This is a genomic window from Legionella tunisiensis (genome assembly GCF_000308315.1).
In the GTDB taxonomy this organism is placed as follows: Bacteria; Pseudomonadota; Gammaproteobacteria; order Legionellales; family Legionellaceae; genus Tatlockia; species Tatlockia tunisiensis.
In genome coordinates this window covers 1-17,400 of record NZ_CALJ01000221.1, presented here as the reverse complement: position 1 = coordinate 17,400, position 17,400 = coordinate 1, and the positions used below count along the sequence as shown (strand labels likewise).

Below are 17,400 nucleotides of genomic sequence, written 5' to 3'. Positions count from 1 at the left end.
GGACATCTCCATTATGCTCATGTGAGTTTAATAAGAAAAATAACATGAAACCCTGCTTGCTCTTGCATGCCGGAACTTTATTGTGCACACGAAGTAGAGATGCCTTGAATAGTTATTTTGTCATTGACTTGGAAGGTGAGCAATGTTCTATTGATTGGCGTGTTTTTGTTAATGAGCAGTTTTTATCGCAAAAAAATTACTCAATAAACTTATCTGAAGTGAATGCTCTGCTGGAGTAGGCAGTTAACCCTCATCCCAAGTAATAGTATAGTTGAAGGTTAACTATCCAGTTCCAATTATCGGTTTGTTCTAATTTTCCAGCCAGTCTTGTGCAGGTAGAAAATCACTGTAAAGTTTGGCTTCTGCCGTATTTTCTTGAGGATGCCAGTCATATTTCCAGTGCACCTCTGGAGGAAGTGACATTAAAAATGGATTCAGTTCGCCCACCTGACTGCAGGCCAAACAAAGTCCCACGATCGTAGATTAGATTAAACTCAACATAGCGTCCGCGCCTATAGAGTTGGAAATTTTTTTCTCGTGGGCCGTAAGGTAGATTCATACGCCTCTTAACGATTGGTTCGTACGCTTTAATAAAATGATCACCTACACTTTGCATTAAGCCAAAACTATGAGAAAAACCACCTTCATTGAAATCATCAAAAAATAACCCTCCAATACCACGCGCTTCTTGACGATGTTTAAGATAGAAATAGTGATCGCACCATGATTTGAAGCGCTGATAAAGATCACTGCCAAATGGTTGACAGGCAGCAAGGGCTGTTCGGTGCCAATGTTGGCAATCCTCATGAAAACCATAATAGGGTGTGAGATCGAAGCCCCCACCAAACCACCAAACAGGGGGGGTATTTTCTTTTTCAGCAACAAAAAAGCGCACGTTAGCATGTGAAGTTGGCACATAGGGGTTATCAGGATGAATAACAAGTGATATCCCAAGAGCGCTGAAACGGCAGCCTGCAAGTTCTGGGCGGTGGCTGCTAGCAGAAGGAGGAAGTTGTTCGCCAGCGACGTGGGAAAAATTGACACCAGCTTTGGCAAATACTTTTCCCTCATTAAGGACACGTGTTAAACCACCGCCACCTTGCGGTCTCGTCCAAGCATCTTCATGAAATTTTCCTTGATCGTCAAGTTTGGTTAAGGAGTCACAGATACTATTTTGCAATTGCAAAAGATAAGATTTAACTAATTCAATAGCATTTTCTGGGGGTTCTACAGACTTATCTCTCATTTGATTACCTCTGATTCAATCAGGCATTCCTGGCACGATTATCAAGAGTTTCCCTATTCATTGAGTTATTACCCATAAAATCATGGATAAATGACAATAATTTAGTTGTAAGTGTATTCGTTAGGCTAACAACATAAGCAACTTACTCTTAAATCATATTGATGACAATCATTGTGACAAAATTTCATGAAAATTTACCATGGTGTGAGAGTTGGGGAAGAAAAAGAATGAATTGGCACAGCATTTGCTTGGCAGCTATTGACACGGTTATAGGAGTAAGGAATGGCATTTGATCTGGATAGTTATCTCGGTATACATGCAAAAGCATTAGTGCTTCGTGATCAGCGTTCATCACAACTCGCCCATAATTTGGCAAACGTGAGTACACCAAATTATAAGGCTAGAGATATTGATTTTAATGACGTCTTAGCTCAGTCCATGTCAGCTTCCGCACAGCAAATGGTTGTGGACAATCCCAACCATATCGATGGACAGACAACTTTTGCAGGTCAACTTAAATATCGTACACCGAGTCATGTATCATTGGACGGTAACACGGTTGATAAAGATCAGGAAACGACCGAGTTTGCTCGTAATGCGATATCTTACCAAGCAAGTTTAACCTTCCTGGATAACAAGATTAAGTCAATGATGACAGCGTTGAGAGGGGAATAATCATGCCATTGAATACCGTTTTTGATATTGCTGGTTCAGCGTTGGTTGCTGAAACTACACGTCTGGCAAGTAGCGCCAGTAATATGAGTAACGCCAATGTTGTTACTGGGAGTCCGGGGGACACTTACCGGGCACAATATCCGGTGTTTCAAGAAATACAAGAAGACAGTCAGCAATGGATGAATAATCAGGTTCGGGCAGGTGTTGCAGTTCCGCAAATTTATGAAAGTCAGGCGGAGCCTGTCAAACAATATCAACCAAATCATCCAATGGCTGATCAAGATGGGTTTGTTTATTCACCTAATATTAATTATGTGGAAGAAATGGCGAATATTATTTCTGCATCGAGAGCCTATCAAATGGATCTTGAAATGCTTAATACCACCAAACAACTTATACAACGCACTCTGCAGTTAGGACAGTAAGGGATAAATCATGACTATGAATTCGGTGAATGGAACAAATATAGGTGTCAATCAATTGTCACAAGCAGGAACTACGCAAAGTAAGAGTTTGGGCCAACAGGATTTCTTAAGATTGATGGTCGCACAGGTGCAACATCAAGATCCTTTGGAACCTAGCACTAATGGTGATTTCCTTGCTCAATTGGCACAGTTTAGTACGAACGATGGTATTACTAAAATGCAAGAATCGATTGAACAACTTGCTACCTCTTTGCAGTCAAATCAGGCATTACAAGCGTCAGCATTAGTTGGCCGGAAAGTTTTAGTGAATAGTACTGCCTTAAGTATTGGACAAGAAGGTGATGCGAAAGCAGCGGTTGATATTCCTGCCGGAGTGAGTGATTTGACAGCTTCTATTTATGCTGAATCAGGTGAGTTAATTAGAAAAATTCCTTTAGGACAGCGTAGTGCGGGACTGTTTGAGTTCAGTTGGGACGGATTTAATCAAAAAGGGGAGCGTGTATCTGCCGGAAAATATGCAATTAAAGTAAATGGCATTTATTCTGGCAAGGAAGTTGCCTTAAGAACTATGACCGCGGCTAATGTAGACAGTGTAAGTTTGGGTCAAAATGGTGAGGGCGTGAAATTGAATGTTGCCGGTGTCGGGGCGGTATCTCTAAATGATGTAAAACAAATTACCGGATAAACGGAAATTTGCAGCGTATTCAAGTGAATAAGTTGCAAGCTTCGAAAAGGTTATCAAATGGAGTTTTAATCTGATAACCAGAAGCAAACGGACAAGGAGACAATCATGGTATTTGGAACAGCACTGAGCGGAATTCAGGCAGCATCTTCTGATTTAGATGTGATTGGTAATAATATTGCAAACTCAGCAACGACGGGTTTTAAGAGCTCGCGGGCTGAATTTGCTGATGTGTATGCTACTGGTTCTTATGGGGGCGGCTCGAATGCGATTGGAAGTGGTGTGCGTCTATCGCGAGTACAGCAAACGTTTGGACAGGGAAGTTTTTCTTTTACCAACAACAGTCTAGATCTGGCCGTCAGTGGTTCTGGCTTCTTTGTTTTGGATGATCAAGGCTCCAAAGTTTATACCAGAGCAGGGGCTTTTGGAGTCAGTAATGATGGTTATATTGTCAATAGCTCCAATCAACGTTTGACAGGACTAATTGCCGATCAAAATGGTGCGTTAAGTAGTTTGGCAGGTGATCTGCAAATTAATACAGCTAATATTAACCCAAGTGCTACAACGCTCCTGACTAGTGGCTTAAATTTATATTCGAATAGTACAGCACCAACCGTCAATTGGGCTGGTGGTGTTTCTCCAGCAAGCGATACTTACAATAATGTTACTTCGTCGACAATATATGACAGCTTAGGGAATTCACATGTTTTATCCATGTATTTTATCCATGCTGATTCGAGCGCTGTTCTAGGGGATCCGAATGCTTCTACACCTCCAGGGTCTACTAATCAATGGTATGTAGCGTTCCAATTGGATAATCAGGATCTGCCTCCTTTAGGTGCTGTGAACAACACTGATAATTTATATCGTATTAATTTTAATAGTGATGGTTCTTTTGCCAGCGCGGCGGATCTAACAAATACTCCTTTGGCTAATAATCAGATCCCTTTATCGATGGTTTTAACGAATGGAGCAAATCCTTTAGCTTTTAACGTGGATCTCACCAATAGTACGCAATTTGGTAGTCCTTTTGCTGTGCAATCAAACGTTCAAAATGGTTTTACCACAGGCCGTCTGGATGGTTTGGATATCGATGAAGAAGGTTTTTTATTTGGACGTTATACGAATGGTCAATCGCGAATTATGGGTCAAGTTCAGTTAGCCAATTTTGCTAATCCTGATGGCTTGCAATCTTTAGGAAATACCAGTTGGGCAGAAACTTCGGCTTCAGGACAGGCGTTAGTTGGTAAACCTGGTACTGGTAGCCTTGGTTTGATCCAATCCGGTGCTCTTGAAGATTCAAACGTTGATCTCACCGGTGAGTTAGTAAAGTTAATTGGTGCTCAGCGTAATTTTCAGGCCAATGCGCAGACTATACGAACAGCGGATGCGGTAACGCAAACGATTATTAATATCCGTTAAACTCAAGCTCTCTATTAATTTTTGTTAAAGGCGAGCTCGAATAATAAAAGAGGGATCATTAAATATGGAACCTATTCTTTATAATGCTATGAATGGCTCACAAACTGATTTTAATCGTCAGGCAATTAGTGCAAATAATTTGGCTAATGGCGGTACAATAGGATTTAAAAGCGAGTTATTTCAGGCACAATCTAAATATCTTACTGGCTCTGTAGAAACTGCTGAAGCGTTGGCTGTGGAACAAGAGCATGGTGTAGATTTTACTGATGGTCCTTTAATGACTACAGGGCGAGATTTAGATGTTGCTGTTCAGGGTGAAGGTTGGTTTGCAGTACAAGATGCGCAAGGTAAAGAAGCTTACACACGGGCAGGTGATTTTCATGTCGACGAAAATGGAATGTTAATGACGGCAGCGAAGAGACCTGTCCTAGGTGATGGTGGGCCAATTTCCATTCCTCCCGCCCAGCGAATTGAAATTGGTAGTGATGGTACGATATCGATCGTACCGCTTGGGGCAGAGCCAGATGAACTGGCAGTATTAGATCGCGTTAAACTGGTTAAATTATCGAACAAAAATCTGTTTAAAAATAATGAGGGCTTAATGAAGCTAAAAGGTGGTGGGGTAGCACCTGCAGATGCTTCGGTGGTTTTGGTGAAAGGTGCTTTAGAAGGTTCTAACGTGAACCCTATTGCAAACATGGTTGAATTAATTAATACAGGAAAAGAATTTGAAGCACAAATGAAAGTTATGCAAACCGTCGACGAAAATTCACAGAAATTGGCACAACTATTGCAGCTGTGAATTTTATAATAAAAATAATAATAAAAACAAGGAACGGCTGCTATGGAACCAGCATTATGGGTTAGTAAAACCGGTCTTGATGCACAAGATAAAAACATTGCGAATATTGCGAACAATTTAGCTAACGTCAACACAACAGGCTTTAAAAAGGAAGGGCTGTATTCGAAGATTTGATTTATCAAAATCTACGTCAAGCAGGTGCCCAATCCAGTCAAAGTACAGAAATACCAACTGGTATCAACATGGGGACTGGTGTGCACATGGTTGCCACACAAAAAATATTTAATCAGGGAAGTATCCAGAATACACAAAACCCCCTCGATATTGCTATTCAGGGAAGAGGATTTTTTAAAGTATTATTACCTGATGGCACAGAAACCTATACGCGAGATGGAACTTTCCAGGCTGATTCTCAAGGCCAGCTTGTTACGGCTAATGGGTATGTGTTGCAACCCCCAATGGTTATCCCTCAGCAAACATTAAGTATAACAATTGGTAATGATGGCACGGTTAGTGCACTTGTTGCGGGAAATAACGTACCTACTCAGCTCGGTATTATTCAATTGACTGACTTTGTGAACCCTGCTGGTTTGCAACCGCTAGGGCAGAATTTGTTTGTTGAGACAGTAGCCAGTGGGCCAGCGCAAACTGATAACCCAAGCAACTCGGGTTTGGGGACTCTTTTACAGGGTTCTTTGGAAGCATCTAATGTCAACGTTGTGGAAGAGCTGGTGAATATGATCCAGGCTCAGCGCAGTTATGAAATAACTGCGAAAGGAATTCAGACTGTAGATAACATGTTGCAGTATTTAACACAAACGTTGTAATTAGGTAGTGGCAATGACTATTTCTCGGTATCTATTAGGCTCAGTAATTATTTACTTGCTCACAGGTTGTGAAGCACTAAATCCGCCATATCCTGGTACTGAGCCTGAGTATGCGCCTACTTATCCGACAATGCTTGATCCAACACAGAAACGTTATGCAAATGGTGCTATTTATAATGCGGAAACGGTATTACCACTTTTTGAAACGCCTCGGGCAAGACATGCTGGTGATCTTGTTACAGTGATCCTGGTGGAAAAAACAGATGCTCAAAAGCGTGCTATTACCAGACAGCGAAAAAATGATAAAACACAAATTGTTAATGCGACTGTGATGGGGCGCCCTGTGAATTTGGGTGGTGGTTACAATTTTGATTTCGATTTGGATGCTAATCGTAAATTTGAGGGTGAAGGGCAATCTGTACAGAATAATAAATTGGCAGGCAGTATTTCAGTCACTGTAGCTAAGGTTCTGGCAAATGGAAATATGGTCGTGCAGGGTGAAAAATGGATTCGTATCAACCAGGGCAGTGAGTTTGTCAGGTTGTCAGGAATTATCAGGCCTCAAGATATCCGGCCAGATAATTCTATCACGTCAGATAGAATAGCAAATGCAAAAATAGCTTATGGCGGCGTAGGTCAAATCAATAATACGAATGCACAAGGTTGGTTTGCTCGATTTATTTGGGGACCTCTCTTCCCGATCTAAGTTGTCAATTTTTAAGGGACTAGCTAATGCGTAAAAGCTCTGTAATTTTTGCCTTTTTACTTATCAATGCCTTCACGGGTTTGGTTTGTGCTGAGCGCATCAAAGATCTAGCGACCTTAGCAGGGGTTCGTACGAACCAGCTTATTGGTTATGGTTTGGTGGTAGGATTGGATGGCACCGGGGATCGTTCAGGTACCCGATTTACTGAACAGAGTTTTTGGTAATATGTTGATGCAATTGGGAATCAATATTCCTCCCGGAGTCAAACTTAATTCTAAAAACATTGCCGCAGTAATGGTGACTGCCAATCTGAGTTCATTTATGAAAAGAGGGCAGACCATGGATGTCAATGTATCCTCTATAGGGGATTCAAAAAGCCTTCGTGGCGGAACTTTATTACTTACGCCGCTAAAAGGAGCTGATGGGCGTGTTTATGCTATGTCACAAGGTAATATCACTGTTGTTGCTTTGGGTGTACAAGGTGACGATGGTTCGAGTGTTACAGTGAACGTACCAAGTGGTGGACGTATTGCAGATGGGGCAACAGTGGAAGTTGATATTCCTAATCCTTTCTATTTTTCAAGAAAGCTGACTTATAATTTGCACAGCCCTGATTTTACCACCGCAAAACGAATGAGAGATGCAATCAATGAATTAATGGGGCCCGGAACTGCAGAAGCAATAGATGCGACTTCTGTCGAAGTGACTGCGCCTAAATTGATGTCGCAACGTGTAGATTATGTTTCTGTATTAGAGAATATTGAATTTACGCCAGGTGAGGCTGAAGCGAGGGTAATTATTAATCCGAGGACAGGAACGGTTGTGATTGGACAAAATGTTCATGTTAAGCCTTCTGCAGTATCTCACGGTAATTTAGTAGTTACGATTAGCGAGAATCCAGTCGTAAGTCAGCCTAATCCTTTTGCTAATGGGCGGACAGTCGTTGTTCCCGATACCCAGATCAATGTCGAACAACGAGGTAATCGTACCTTTTTATTCGCACCAGGCACTTCTTTAAAAGATATTGTTAAAGCGATTAATGCAGTTGGAGCCACGCCGGCTGATATAGTTGCTATTCTGGAAGCTTTAAAACAGGTGGGGGCATTAAATGCAACCATAATAATCATTTAATAGGTGGATAGGGATGACAATAGAAGGAATAGCCGTAACTGATTTTCAAGGTTTGCAAAATTTAAAGCTAGAGGCACAGAAAGATGCCAAACAGGCATTACCTGAGGTAGCCAAACAGTTTGAGGCAATTTTTCTGCAATCAATGTTAAAAGCGATGCGAATGGGGCAACATTTCCTCGATGATACAAGCCCATTTATGGGTAAGAATGAGCAAATATTTCAAGACATGCTTGATGGGCAATATGCGAATAATATTTCCAGTGGCCAGGGCCTTGGTTTGGCCAACATGCTTGCTAAACAATTAGGACAATCAGTCAATATGACTACTGCTAATACCAAAACAACGAATGTGGTAGAACAAGACATGTTGGCTTCCCGCGTCGCTCCTTTATCCATGACACCGGCAAAAACAATTGCTGGCAGTGCAGATATTGATGATTTTGTAAAATCAATCTGGCCTTATGCAAGACAGGCGGCCAACTTATTAGGTCTTGATCCTAAAATCTTAATGGCGCAAGCCGCGTTAGAAACAGGATGGGGGCAATTCGTCGCCAAAGGGTCTGATGGCAGTAGCAGTAATAATGTATTTAATATAAAAGCGGCCTCTAATACAGAGAGTGAGGCAGTAAAAATTAAAACTACTGAGTATATTGCCGATACCCCTATTAAGGTGAGTGCTTCTTTTCGAAAGTATCCATCAGTTGAGCATAGTTTTAATGATTATGTTTCTCTGATTAAGGGAAGTGAGCGTTATGAGGCTGCATTGGCAAATACTGATAATCCTGAGCGTTATATTGATGAGTTGCATCGTGCTGGCTATGCAACAGATCCCGGTTATGCCAGTAAAATATTAGCAATTTACCATGGTGATGAGTTGCAGCAAGCTTTAGAAAGAAATGGTTTCTCTGGAATAGATTAATGTTACTTGGAGGCTTTGTGTAAATTGGTGTTCAATTTTTAGCATCGCAAAGCGGTGTTAGATCTCAACATCGCCTCAACATTTAGGAGTAAGAAGCATGGCAGGAATTTTAGGGATTGCTTCATCAAGTCTCAACGCGTTCCAACGCGCTCTTGAGGTGACAGGTAATAACATTGCAAATGCTAATAATAGTGGCTATTCCAGGCAAACTATTCATTTTACGCCAACACCATCTCAACGTTATGCTGGTTCTTTTATTGGCACTGGAGTTACTGTTTCCAATGTTAAACGCAATAATGATCAATTTGCTACTCAGCAAGTACGGGATACACTGACCACCAAAACAGAATACGATACCTTTTATCAACAAGCGTTACAGATTGACAGGCTTCTCTCTCAAGAGGGCACCAGCATTTCAGCAGCGCTACAAAATTTCTTTAGTGCACTCGGTCAACTAAATGATGCACCAGATAGTCTTGCATCACGCGGTGTCGCATTGAAGCAAAGTGAGCTGTTAGTGGATCAGTTCAATACGATGCAACTTCGTTTGGATGAGTATCAACAAAATAATACAGCGCAAATTAGACAAGCTGTTGAGCAAATAAATCAAATTACTGCCAATATTGCCCAAGTAAATATCCAGCTTAGCAGTATGCCAAATGCACCGGAGTTAATGGATAAGCGAGATGAATTACTACGCGAATTATCACAGTATACCGATGTCACAGTGATTGGGCAGGGAGATTCAAGTATTAGTGTCGGAATTGGTAGTGGAGAAATGCTGGTAATTGGTTCTGAGCAACGTGAGTTAGAGGTTGATCTTGGCACAAGCAATCAGTTTGGAACAAAAATTTTTATTAAAAATGGCTTAGGTCAAACAGATATTAGCCATAATTTACACTCCGGTATGTTGGGAGGGTTTCTTGATTTTGAGCAGGGAGTTCTTTCAGAAACTAGTCAATTGCTGGGACAAATGGCTATTGGACTTGCAGCAACGTTTAATAATCAACATCGCCTAGGTCTTGATATGAATAGCCAAATTGGTAAAGATTTTTTACTGATTACAATCAAATGAGTTTGCAATTAGAGCGTTCGACTCCGCGTGTAACGAATAGTGGGACAGGTGTTTTATCAGTCGAAATTTCTGATATTAGCCAACTTCAGCTAAGTGATTATGAACTATTGGTTAGTGATACTTCTAGCAATGAAATAAGAATTATACGTAAATCAGACGGACAATCGACAACCTTAAATTGGACTGATACACCTCCTACACCACCAGCTGCCCAAGTGGTGATCGATGGATTAACTATTACAGTTGATGATATAAACAACTTAGTTGATAACGATCATTATACGTTGACATCAACTCGCGGTGCCGCTCGAGATCTTAAATTAAATATTTTTGATGCACGTGAGATAGCCTTTGCCGCACCTGTTCGTACTCAGGCTTCCTTAGCCAATACTGGAACAGGACACATCGCTCTTGGAGAAATTTTTGATACGACTGTAGTAGATAAAGAATACCGCATTGAATTTATTTCAGATACTCAATACAACCTAGTGAACGTCACAGATACGATAACAACAGGCCCCTTCACTTTTACTCCCAATGTTGATAATACAATAATGATTCCTGATGCGCTGACCCCTTCATATTCGATTGTGTTATCTGGTATCCCTAAGACGGGGGATACATATACTGCATCTTATAATAGCGGTGGTATAGGCGATAATTATAATGGCTTGAAATTAGCCTCTCTGCAACAAGATAAGATCTTTGAAAACGGTACAGAGAGTTTATTTGATAGGTATTCTGATTTAATTGCCGAAGTGGGTGGAAAAACCTATCAAGCTAAACTTCGTAGTGAAGCTGCCGATATATTACATCAGCAGGCTGTTGAGTTTCGTGAAAGTAAAAGTGGAGTTAATTTGGATGAAGAAGCCAGTAATTTACCCGTTTTGAGCAGGCTTATCAAGCAGCAAGCAAGGTAATGGCTATTTCAGGCCAGATAATGGATGTATTATTTGCTGCACTGAGGTGATCAATGCGCATTTCAACCAATCAAATATTTCTGCGTGGACTTAATGGATTATTAACTCAACAAGCACAGACTTTGAAATTGCAGCAGCAATTGTCATCACAGAAAAAATAGAATCACCTTCTGATGATCCTATCTCCGCTTCAAAAATTGATTTGATGAGGCAACGGATTAATGCGGCTGAGCGAATGCAACAGAATCGTGAGGCAGCAGTTGGTGCCCTGACTTTTGAAGAAAGTGTGTTGGGTAATACAATTGGTGTTATTCAGCGTCTTCGGGAATTACAAGTTCAAGCGGGTAGTACTGCTCTCTCAGAAGCTGATCGCCATGCGCTTGGTGAGGAAGCTAAAAACCTTTTAGATCAATTGCTAGGTATGGGAAATACGCAGGATAGCAATGGTTATTATTTATTTAGTGGCAGTAAAACTGCTACTCAACCATTCACCAGGGATGTCAATGGAGAATTCCTTTATAACGGTGATGAAACGCAACGTTTACAAACCATTAGTGGTGGTTTGAAAATTGCGACTAACGATAATGGTTCTGATTTATTCATGCGTATTCTCAATGGAAACACTTTTTTACCGTTACACCTACTGCTACGCCAAATACGGGCACTGCTTCAGTGAGTTCAGGAACGGTTTATGATACAGCAGTTTTTGTTCCTGATGATTATACTCTGCAATTTTCATTAAACTCGTCTAACCAGTTGGTAATGATGGTAAGTGGAGTGAGTAGTGGCTCAGTAATTCCACCTTCTGGCCTGGTTGATGATGCGCCAGTTTATGAGGCTGGATCAACGATTAGTTTTAATGGGATACAAATAACTATTTCCGGTGAGCCACAGGTTGGTGATAGCTTTGCTATCAATCCTGCACGTAATGAATCTATTTTTCAACTGTTTCTCGCATGGTTAACAATCTTAATAGGCCTTTTGCCAGCCCTATTGATAAAGCAATCGTACAAACTGAAAATAATCAGTTGCTCGATCAGTTCGATACGGCACTTGACAATATCATTGCTTATCAAGCCCAGGTAGGAGCTCGTCTGAACCAATTGGATGTGGCTGATCAAGTCAATATGGACTTAATTGAAACAAGCACAGAAACACTATCTTCACTGGAAGATGTTAATCTTCCTGAAGTGGCTGTCAAACTGGATTTACAGCGAATTTATTTACAAGCAGCACAACAAAGTTTTGCCCGCATTCAAGGTTTAACAATATTTAATTACATTTAAATCGTGTTTCAGATATTTAATCAGGCTACTGAAAGAAAAATGCTAACATCAAAGAAATTTGGTGCTTTGATGTTAGCATGGAGTAGGGGTTTTATTGTTTATGTTTATGATTAAAAACAGCACACAGATGACCATTAATGGTTTCAATTGCATTCCGGCAAGCAGGAGTATCTGCGATATCATTTAACATCAGAAAATCGTGAATCGTTCCATGATGTCGGATTCCGGTAACAGGAACACCCGCTGCGTTTAGGTTATGAGCATAAGCTTCGCCTTCATCACGGAGTACATCGCATTCACCGTTAATGACTAATGCTGGCGGCAAACCTTTTAATTGCTCAATAGAGGCTTGTAATGGACAAGCGGTTATTTCTTTTCGTTTTTCTTTATTGGGCAAATAATTATTCCAGAACCATTCCATCGCTTTTTTAGTTAGCCAAGGTCCCTCTGCAAATTCTGTATAAGAGCCATTCTCAAAATTAGCATCAGTTACTGGGTAAATAAGAACTTGATAATCGATCCTGGGGCCGCCACGTTGTTTGGCAAGCAAGGTCATGGCGATGGTCATATTACCGCCTACGCTATCCCCTCCAACTACAAAGCGAGAGGTATCGAGATTGAATTTTTTACCATTCTCTGCGATATATTTCGTTGCAGCATAGGCTTCCTCTATTTGTGTGGGATATTGCTCTTCAGGCGCTAAGCTATAATTTACAAATACCACTGCTGCATGAGAACCAACAGCAAGTTCACGAACAAGACGTCCATGAGTCTGGTAGTCCCCAAAAACCCAACCAGCACCATGATAATACATGATGACAGGCAGAGCTTCTTTCGCTCCTTTGGGACGGATAATTCTAATAGAAACCTTGCCTTTGGGACCAACTGGGAGGATGTGATCTTCAACGTCTACATCAGGTTTATCGGATTTCAACTCTTGTAATTTATCAAATATGGCCCTGCCTTCTGACACAGGTAGATCATAAAGAGGTTTGCCACCGGCGTTTTGTATTTTTTCTACAAATGCCCATGTTTTGGGCTCAATACGTTTATTTAAGTCCATCGCAATATCCTTATATTAAGTAAAATATCATTTATAGGTATAGACTGTTTATATAAGAAAGCAAGTAATATTCATAACTAAGGAAAGTTCATACCTTCCTGTAAGTAATTAGGGGTTATGATCCCGATTAAGTGTTTTATCGACTTCTTTAGGGCGATAGGTAAATAAAACTTCACCAATAAATTTGTTAATTATACTTTCATCCAGATTGGAAAATTCATCAGTGCCAGGCAGGGGGACACCATGTTCTTGAGCATATAAAATTTCTTTACCTTTATGCTCAATAAATCGCAATATGGTAAGAAATTCCTCTTCTTTATTTTCCAAAGCATATTTGCAATATATTGTTGCTAAGCTGTTACAGATTCCTGTTTTATTTACTTTAAGCTCTATTTTATTAACTTTTAAATAGAGATTAAGCATAGGAACTACGGTTGATTGAACTGTAACCTCAATCGTTTGGTTTTACACATCAGAGGAGCTTGGCATTTTATTTAAAAAACATCACTATGGGTGATATTGCATCATTTATGGTAATGAAATCATTTGAAATCACCGATTTACCGATAAGAGAATGCCCTATATGATTATTCACTAATTGATAGAAGAAGGTAACCTAACCATCTTATCAGATGGTATGGCTATGATATTGAATTTACAATATAAAATACTGATTTCTTCATGGAAAATAATTGCTTTCTCAATGTTAGGTGCTTGTTTCATGGCGCTTATGGCGCAAAAAAATTACCACTTCCAGGGATATCGCTACAACTTTCTTTACAAAGTTTGAGTGTTTCTCTCGTAGCAATGACTCTTCAACGTAAAGCGTATTGGGTAGTTGTAACTTATTTGGTACTTGCTACTCTCGGGTTTCCTGTTCTTGCAGATGGCTCTGCAGCACCTAATTGGTTTGGCTCAATTAAAGCAGGTTATTATTGGGGTTTTCTGGTGGCTTCCTGGATGGTAGGTAGAGTTTTGGCAACGATACGTCCACAACATTTTTGCTAAGATCTGGTTGTGTCTGTCTTTGAACGAAACATTGATTTTATTCTGTGGCTTTTTGCTAGTAAGTTTTCATTTCGGTTTTAAACAGGCTTGGTGGATGGGGGGTTTGGCCTTATATTTTAGGCGCCATAGGAAAAATAACATTTGCTGCGCTTGTTTATAAATTTATTTGGTTAAAAAGGCAAAAAGGACAAATGGAAACAGTCTAACGTGGAATTGTATACACTTAAATGATAATTCAATAATGAATAACTACAGAACTGGAATGAAACATGTCTGATAAGATAAAACAATTTTTTAGCTCGAGTGCGTATGCTGTCATTGGCGCTTCAAATAATCGGCAAAAAGTTGGTAACAAAGTCCTGCGTTGTTATTTGCAACATAATAAAACGGTTTATCCAGTCAACCCCGGAGAAAAAATGGTGGAAGGGGTGCCCTGCATCACAGAAATTGCACAGTTACCACAATCTGTAAATAGTATTTCTATTATTACTCCTCCTTGGATTACCGAAAAAATTGTGGCACAAGCCATAAAAAAGGGCATTCAAAATATTTGGATGCAACCTGGGGCAGAAAGTGACACTGCAATTAGTAATTGCCTGAAAAATAAAATCAATATCATTGCTAATGGCCCCTGCATTTTGGTTGAATTGGGTTTTATCGATTGTTAAGAATATTGTATTCAATTGAAAAAAGATTTTGATTAAGGTTGATTGGATGCAACAAAACAAGCTCCGAGAGATTTCCACGAAATTTAAACAGGAAAATGCTCAGACAGCACTTGGCTCGTTCGGACTGAAGAACCGCGTAGTGCTGTCTCGAAGCTTTCATGTTTGGCTTTCGAGACGTGGCTTTCGCCACTCCGAAAAGAGGCAGGTAGTGACTGACTCCTGTTGTCTAAATTTTTGTGGTGAGTTCCCAGAAACAAGCCGCAGCCTGTGATGGAAGAATGTTGATAAACTTAAGTTAAAGCAATTTAATTTCTATCCGTTCAATCAATTTTCCTGGATGTGAGCGTTTTAAGGCAATATAGCCTACTTCGGCTGTCGATTTAACATGTGTCCCGCCACAGGGAACCTCAGCAAAACCATCGATCTTCCAAAAAACGACGTTGTGTAGACCTATCAGAATAGCCAGTTTGAATGAGTTTATCCGCTTCAATAATGTCATTGTACTCGGCTAATATTTCCGCAAAAATTGCGGAAATATTTCCGTCATGAATAAAATCGATTCTAGCTTTATGCTCAGCAATGTGGGCACCAACTTTCTTAAAATGATATTTTTGTGTGACGAGTTCTAAAATTAATTCTGCCGCAAAATGCAAACGCATAAGTTTGTAGCGGCGTGGCCAATCGATGGTCATAACGACTTCATCATTAATCCTAAGGTTATGGCCATTAGCAAGCGTATAATAAATAAGAGAACCTTCCATTCTTGAATCAATGATCTCAAGATCATTGATATAAGCTTTATCACTTTCTTGACCACCAGAAAATGAATAGGCAATCGTTTTTTCTAGCAAAATATCATTATTAGCAATGGAAATAATTTTTGTATTGAGTGTGCATCGATAGGGATCTTGCCAAAATAATTTTTCCACGATTTTCTCCAACTATGATGTGTAGAGTGCAGCTCCAGATAGTTCCTGTTGCCTGCTGGATTTGAAACCCAGCAAACAAACAATTAACGCTCCGAGAACGGCACAGATTGGTATTAACATTAATGCACGTTGATAGGCGAGTAGACTATACAGTTTAATCCCTTCACTGCTTACTAAGCCACTCCAGAAGAGATCCACGACCTTGCCTATGGCAGTATGGAAAAAAGAGCCGCCAAGCATATTGATGCAATTGAGAAACGCAATGGTAAGACCCAACTGTTCTGTCTTGACCAAATCGGAGCCGGCTGCAAAGACAAGTACTTGATAACAACATAGTAAGCCAATAGTAAAAATAAACAGACAAGAAACCACCAGTGGTAATTTTCCTGCATTAATAAGACAGCAAATAGCCCAGCCATGCCCAAGCCACATAAAGCAATGACAGTGTAATTACTTAATTTTTACTACAAAATGCTAAAACAGGTCCTCCAAAGAGCATACCAAAAATACACATGAGATAAGTTCCGCCGCCTCACTTTTGGTAATTGAGTAGGCAGTCATTAAATAAGGCACTCCCCATACATCACTGAAACCTTCCAGAGAGCCGACCATCAACAAATTCGCAAGCGCTAATAACCAGATAGTAGGTGATGAAAGGAGCGCTTTAAAACTGGATAGTCTAAATGACTCTGGATAGGTTTTTTCACTTTTGTTATGAGTAGGAGTACGCAAAACAAGGTAAGTACACCAACCAATCACAATAGAAACTACAGCAAGAGTCAGGGCAACGTTTTGCCAATGATAAATCTCAATAAGAAGACTAAGTGGTTTACCACCATAGATCGCCCCCCATAAGACCTACAGTAAAGGAGAAACCAATCATTCTGGTATATTGATTTTTTGGAAACCATTCAGACACGACTTTAGATACACCTAAAAAACCTGCAGCGGAACCAACGCCAACCAGGAATCGGGCCAAACAGGCTAAATACCAATTATTGGTATAAGTAAATAACAGTGTAGCTACACCACAAACAATGGCAAAAAACGCCTACTATATATCTAGCTCCGAAGCGGTCCAAGAGAAGCGCAGCGGGAATTTGCATACTTGAATAACCATAATAATAAAACGCTGCAATCAAGCCGAAATGACTGGCATCGATAGAAAATTGCGTCATCATTTGCGACATCATCAAACCAGGCCAGAGGCGCAGAATGAATTGATAGGTAAAAAATACTAATGGAAAAAACCACATTACAAAGGGTAAATATTTATATTTTTGTGTAAACATGCGCAGCCTCACCAGGTGAAGGTTTATAAAGTTGTAACAGCAGGAAATAGGTGTGGCAGTTCGTATCGGCTTTTCAGCCGATAATAATGTAGGGAATAACAGTAATAGGATTAAAGCTTGTAGAAAGCATTTTCTTGGCAGTACGTTTGTTAAACTTGATAAGGAACAGTATACATAATGTGTTTTTATGGCAATGGCTTGTCGTACATTGGGTGTTGCGGGAAAATGGTGGGCCGTATAGGGTTCGAACCTATGACACAGAGGTTAAGAGCCTCCTGCTCTACCAGCTGAGCTAACGGCCCGCGAAACTTAAGCATAGCGAGT

At 40.3% G+C, this 17,400-nt stretch carries 21 protein-coding genes, 1 tRNA gene and 4 pseudogenes; 17 read left to right on the top strand and 9 right to left on the bottom strand.

Going from position 1 to position 17,400, the window contains the following annotated elements; translation table 11 throughout:
- A pseudogene (locus tag BN58_RS13210) lies at window positions 1–239 on the top strand (hypothetical protein); the annotation flags it as partial.
- A 70-nt stretch (window positions 240–309) separates the two neighbouring features.
- On the opposite strand, the pseudogene hemF reads toward BN58_RS13210, so the two are convergent.
- Window positions 310–1,246: pseudogene (gene hemF / locus BN58_RS25280) on the bottom strand (oxygen-dependent coproporphyrinogen oxidase).
- 282 nt (window positions 1,247–1,528) lie between these two features.
- Between hemF and flgB the strand changes: the two are divergent.
- The 14 genes and pseudogenes from flgB to BN58_RS34400 all read left to right on the top strand — a co-directional run bounded on the left by flgB (window position 1,529) and on the right by BN58_RS34400 (window position 12,116).
- Window positions 1,529–1,921, top strand: coding sequence for a flagellar basal body rod protein FlgB (gene flgB / locus BN58_RS13200; RefSeq protein WP_019217233.1), 393 nt, complete (start codon window positions 1,529–1,531; stop codon window positions 1,919–1,921).
- Window positions 1,922–1,923: 2 nt separating this feature from the next.
- The gene (flgC, locus tag BN58_RS13195) at window positions 1,924–2,346 is read left to right on the top strand and encodes a flagellar basal body rod protein FlgC (protein ID WP_019217232.1); all 423 of its coding nucleotides are present in this window, start codon (window positions 1,924–1,926) and stop codon (window positions 2,344–2,346) included.
- Between the two features lie 10 nt (window positions 2,347–2,356).
- Window positions 2,357–3,031, top strand: a complete 675-nt coding sequence (locus BN58_RS13190) for a flagellar hook assembly protein FlgD (RefSeq protein WP_019217231.1) — start codon at window positions 2,357–2,359, stop codon at window positions 3,029–3,031.
- Between the two features lie 105 nt (window positions 3,032–3,136).
- Window positions 3,137–4,450 carry a flagellar hook protein FlgE gene (gene flgE / locus BN58_RS13185; protein ID WP_019217230.1) on the top strand — a complete coding sequence of 438 codons (1,314 nt, stop codon included), beginning with the start codon at window positions 3,137–3,139 and terminating at the stop codon, window positions 4,448–4,450.
- A gap of 64 nt (window positions 4,451–4,514) precedes the next feature.
- Complete coding sequence (locus tag BN58_RS13180) at window positions 4,515–5,252, top strand: flagellar basal body rod protein FlgF (RefSeq protein WP_019217229.1); 738 nt, start codon at window positions 4,515–4,517, stop codon at window positions 5,250–5,252.
- A 42-nt stretch (window positions 5,253–5,294) separates the two neighbouring features.
- On the top strand, window positions 5,295–5,426 hold the full coding sequence (locus tag BN58_RS38260) for a flagellar basal body protein (RefSeq protein WP_269570291.1): 132 nt from the start codon (window positions 5,295–5,297) through the stop codon (window positions 5,424–5,426).
- Window positions 5,423–6,079 carry a flagellar basal-body rod protein FlgG gene (gene flgG, locus BN58_RS25275; RefSeq protein ID WP_019217228.1) on the top strand — a complete coding sequence of 219 codons (657 nt, stop codon included), beginning with the start codon at window positions 5,423–5,425 and terminating at the stop codon, window positions 6,077–6,079. The genes BN58_RS38260 and flgG overlap by 4 nt, the downstream gene beginning before the upstream one ends.
- 13 nt (window positions 6,080–6,092) lie before the next feature.
- A complete protein-coding gene (locus BN58_RS13170) occupies window positions 6,093–6,785 on the top strand; it encodes a flagellar basal body L-ring protein FlgH (RefSeq protein WP_019217227.1) in 693 nt (230 codons plus the stop codon).
- 26 nt (window positions 6,786–6,811) lie between these two features.
- Window positions 6,812–7,916: pseudogene (locus BN58_RS25270) on the top strand (flagellar basal body P-ring protein FlgI).
- Between the two features lie 13 nt (window positions 7,917–7,929).
- The gene (gene flgJ, locus BN58_RS13160) at window positions 7,930–8,835 is read left to right on the top strand and encodes a flagellar assembly peptidoglycan hydrolase FlgJ (RefSeq protein ID WP_019217224.1); all 906 of its coding nucleotides are present in this window, start codon (window positions 7,930–7,932) and stop codon (window positions 8,833–8,835) included.
- A gap of 97 nt (window positions 8,836–8,932) precedes the next feature.
- Entirely contained in the window at window positions 8,933–9,910 is a 978-nt protein-coding gene (gene flgK, locus BN58_RS34415) for a flagellar hook-associated protein FlgK (protein ID WP_232220608.1), read from the top strand.
- Window positions 9,911–9,912: 2 nt separating this feature from the next.
- Complete coding sequence (locus BN58_RS34410; protein WP_232220607.1) at window positions 9,913–10,830, top strand: hypothetical protein; 918 nt, start codon at window positions 9,913–9,915, stop codon at window positions 10,828–10,830.
- Between the two features lie 205 nt (window positions 10,831–11,035).
- Window positions 11,036–11,506: a flagellar hook-associated protein FlgL gene (gene flgL, locus BN58_RS34405; protein ID WP_232220606.1), complete on the top strand. Its 471-nt coding sequence runs from the start codon at window positions 11,036–11,038 to the stop codon at window positions 11,504–11,506.
- Between the two features lie 280 nt (window positions 11,507–11,786).
- Window positions 11,787–12,116 carry a flagellin gene (locus BN58_RS34400; protein WP_019217221.1) on the top strand — a complete coding sequence of 110 codons (330 nt, stop codon included), beginning with the start codon at window positions 11,787–11,789 and terminating at the stop codon, window positions 12,114–12,116.
- 91 nt (window positions 12,117–12,207) lie between these two features.
- Here the strand turns inward: BN58_RS34400 and BN58_RS13135 are convergent, their stop codons facing one another.
- Complete coding sequence (locus tag BN58_RS13135; RefSeq protein WP_019217220.1) at window positions 12,208–13,179, bottom strand: alpha/beta hydrolase; 972 nt, start codon at window positions 13,177–13,179, stop codon at window positions 12,208–12,210.
- A 108-nt stretch (window positions 13,180–13,287) separates the two neighbouring features.
- The gene (locus BN58_RS13130) at window positions 13,288–13,602 is read right to left on the bottom strand and encodes a hypothetical protein (protein WP_019217219.1); all 315 of its coding nucleotides are present in this window, start codon (window positions 13,600–13,602) and stop codon (window positions 13,288–13,290) included.
- 258 nt (window positions 13,603–13,860) lie between these two features.
- Here BN58_RS13130 and BN58_RS25255 point away from each other — a divergent pair, with 258 nt between their 5' ends.
- The gene (locus BN58_RS25255) at window positions 13,861–14,187 is read left to right on the top strand and encodes a biotin transporter BioY (protein WP_083852203.1); all 327 of its coding nucleotides are present in this window, start codon (window positions 13,861–13,863) and stop codon (window positions 14,185–14,187) included.
- Between the two features lie 269 nt (window positions 14,188–14,456).
- A complete protein-coding gene (locus BN58_RS13120) occupies window positions 14,457–14,855 on the top strand; it encodes a CoA-binding protein (RefSeq protein WP_019217217.1) in 399 nt (132 codons plus the stop codon).
- A gap of 295 nt (window positions 14,856–15,150) precedes the next feature.
- On the opposite strand, the pseudogene BN58_RS25250 reads toward BN58_RS13120, so the two are convergent.
- The 6 genes and pseudogenes from BN58_RS25250 to BN58_RS13095 all read right to left on the bottom strand — a co-directional run bounded on the left by BN58_RS25250 (window position 15,151) and on the right by BN58_RS13095 (window position 17,378).
- A pseudogene (locus tag BN58_RS25250) lies at window positions 15,151–15,784 on the bottom strand (alanyl-tRNA editing protein).
- A gap of 12 nt (window positions 15,785–15,796) precedes the next feature.
- On the bottom strand, window positions 15,797–16,216 hold the full coding sequence (locus BN58_RS34395) for a hypothetical protein (RefSeq protein WP_026069469.1): 420 nt from the start codon (window positions 16,214–16,216) through the stop codon (window positions 15,797–15,799).
- Window positions 16,217–16,258: 42 nt separating this feature from the next.
- Window positions 16,259–16,543 carry a hypothetical protein gene (locus BN58_RS34390; RefSeq protein ID WP_026069468.1) on the bottom strand — a complete coding sequence of 95 codons (285 nt, stop codon included), beginning with the start codon at window positions 16,541–16,543 and terminating at the stop codon, window positions 16,259–16,261.
- Window positions 16,544–16,613: 70 nt separating this feature from the next.
- Window positions 16,614–16,802, bottom strand: coding sequence for an MFS transporter (locus BN58_RS34385; protein WP_332247990.1), 189 nt, complete (start codon window positions 16,800–16,802; stop codon window positions 16,614–16,616).
- A complete protein-coding gene (locus tag BN58_RS34380) occupies window positions 16,780–17,076 on the bottom strand; it encodes an MFS transporter (RefSeq protein ID WP_026069467.1) in 297 nt (98 codons plus the stop codon). The genes BN58_RS34385 and BN58_RS34380 overlap by 23 nt, the downstream gene beginning before the upstream one ends.
- Before the next feature lie 226 nt (window positions 17,077–17,302).
- Window positions 17,303–17,378, bottom strand: a tRNA-Lys gene (locus BN58_RS13095).
- Between the last annotated feature and the right edge of the window lie 22 nt (window positions 17,379–17,400).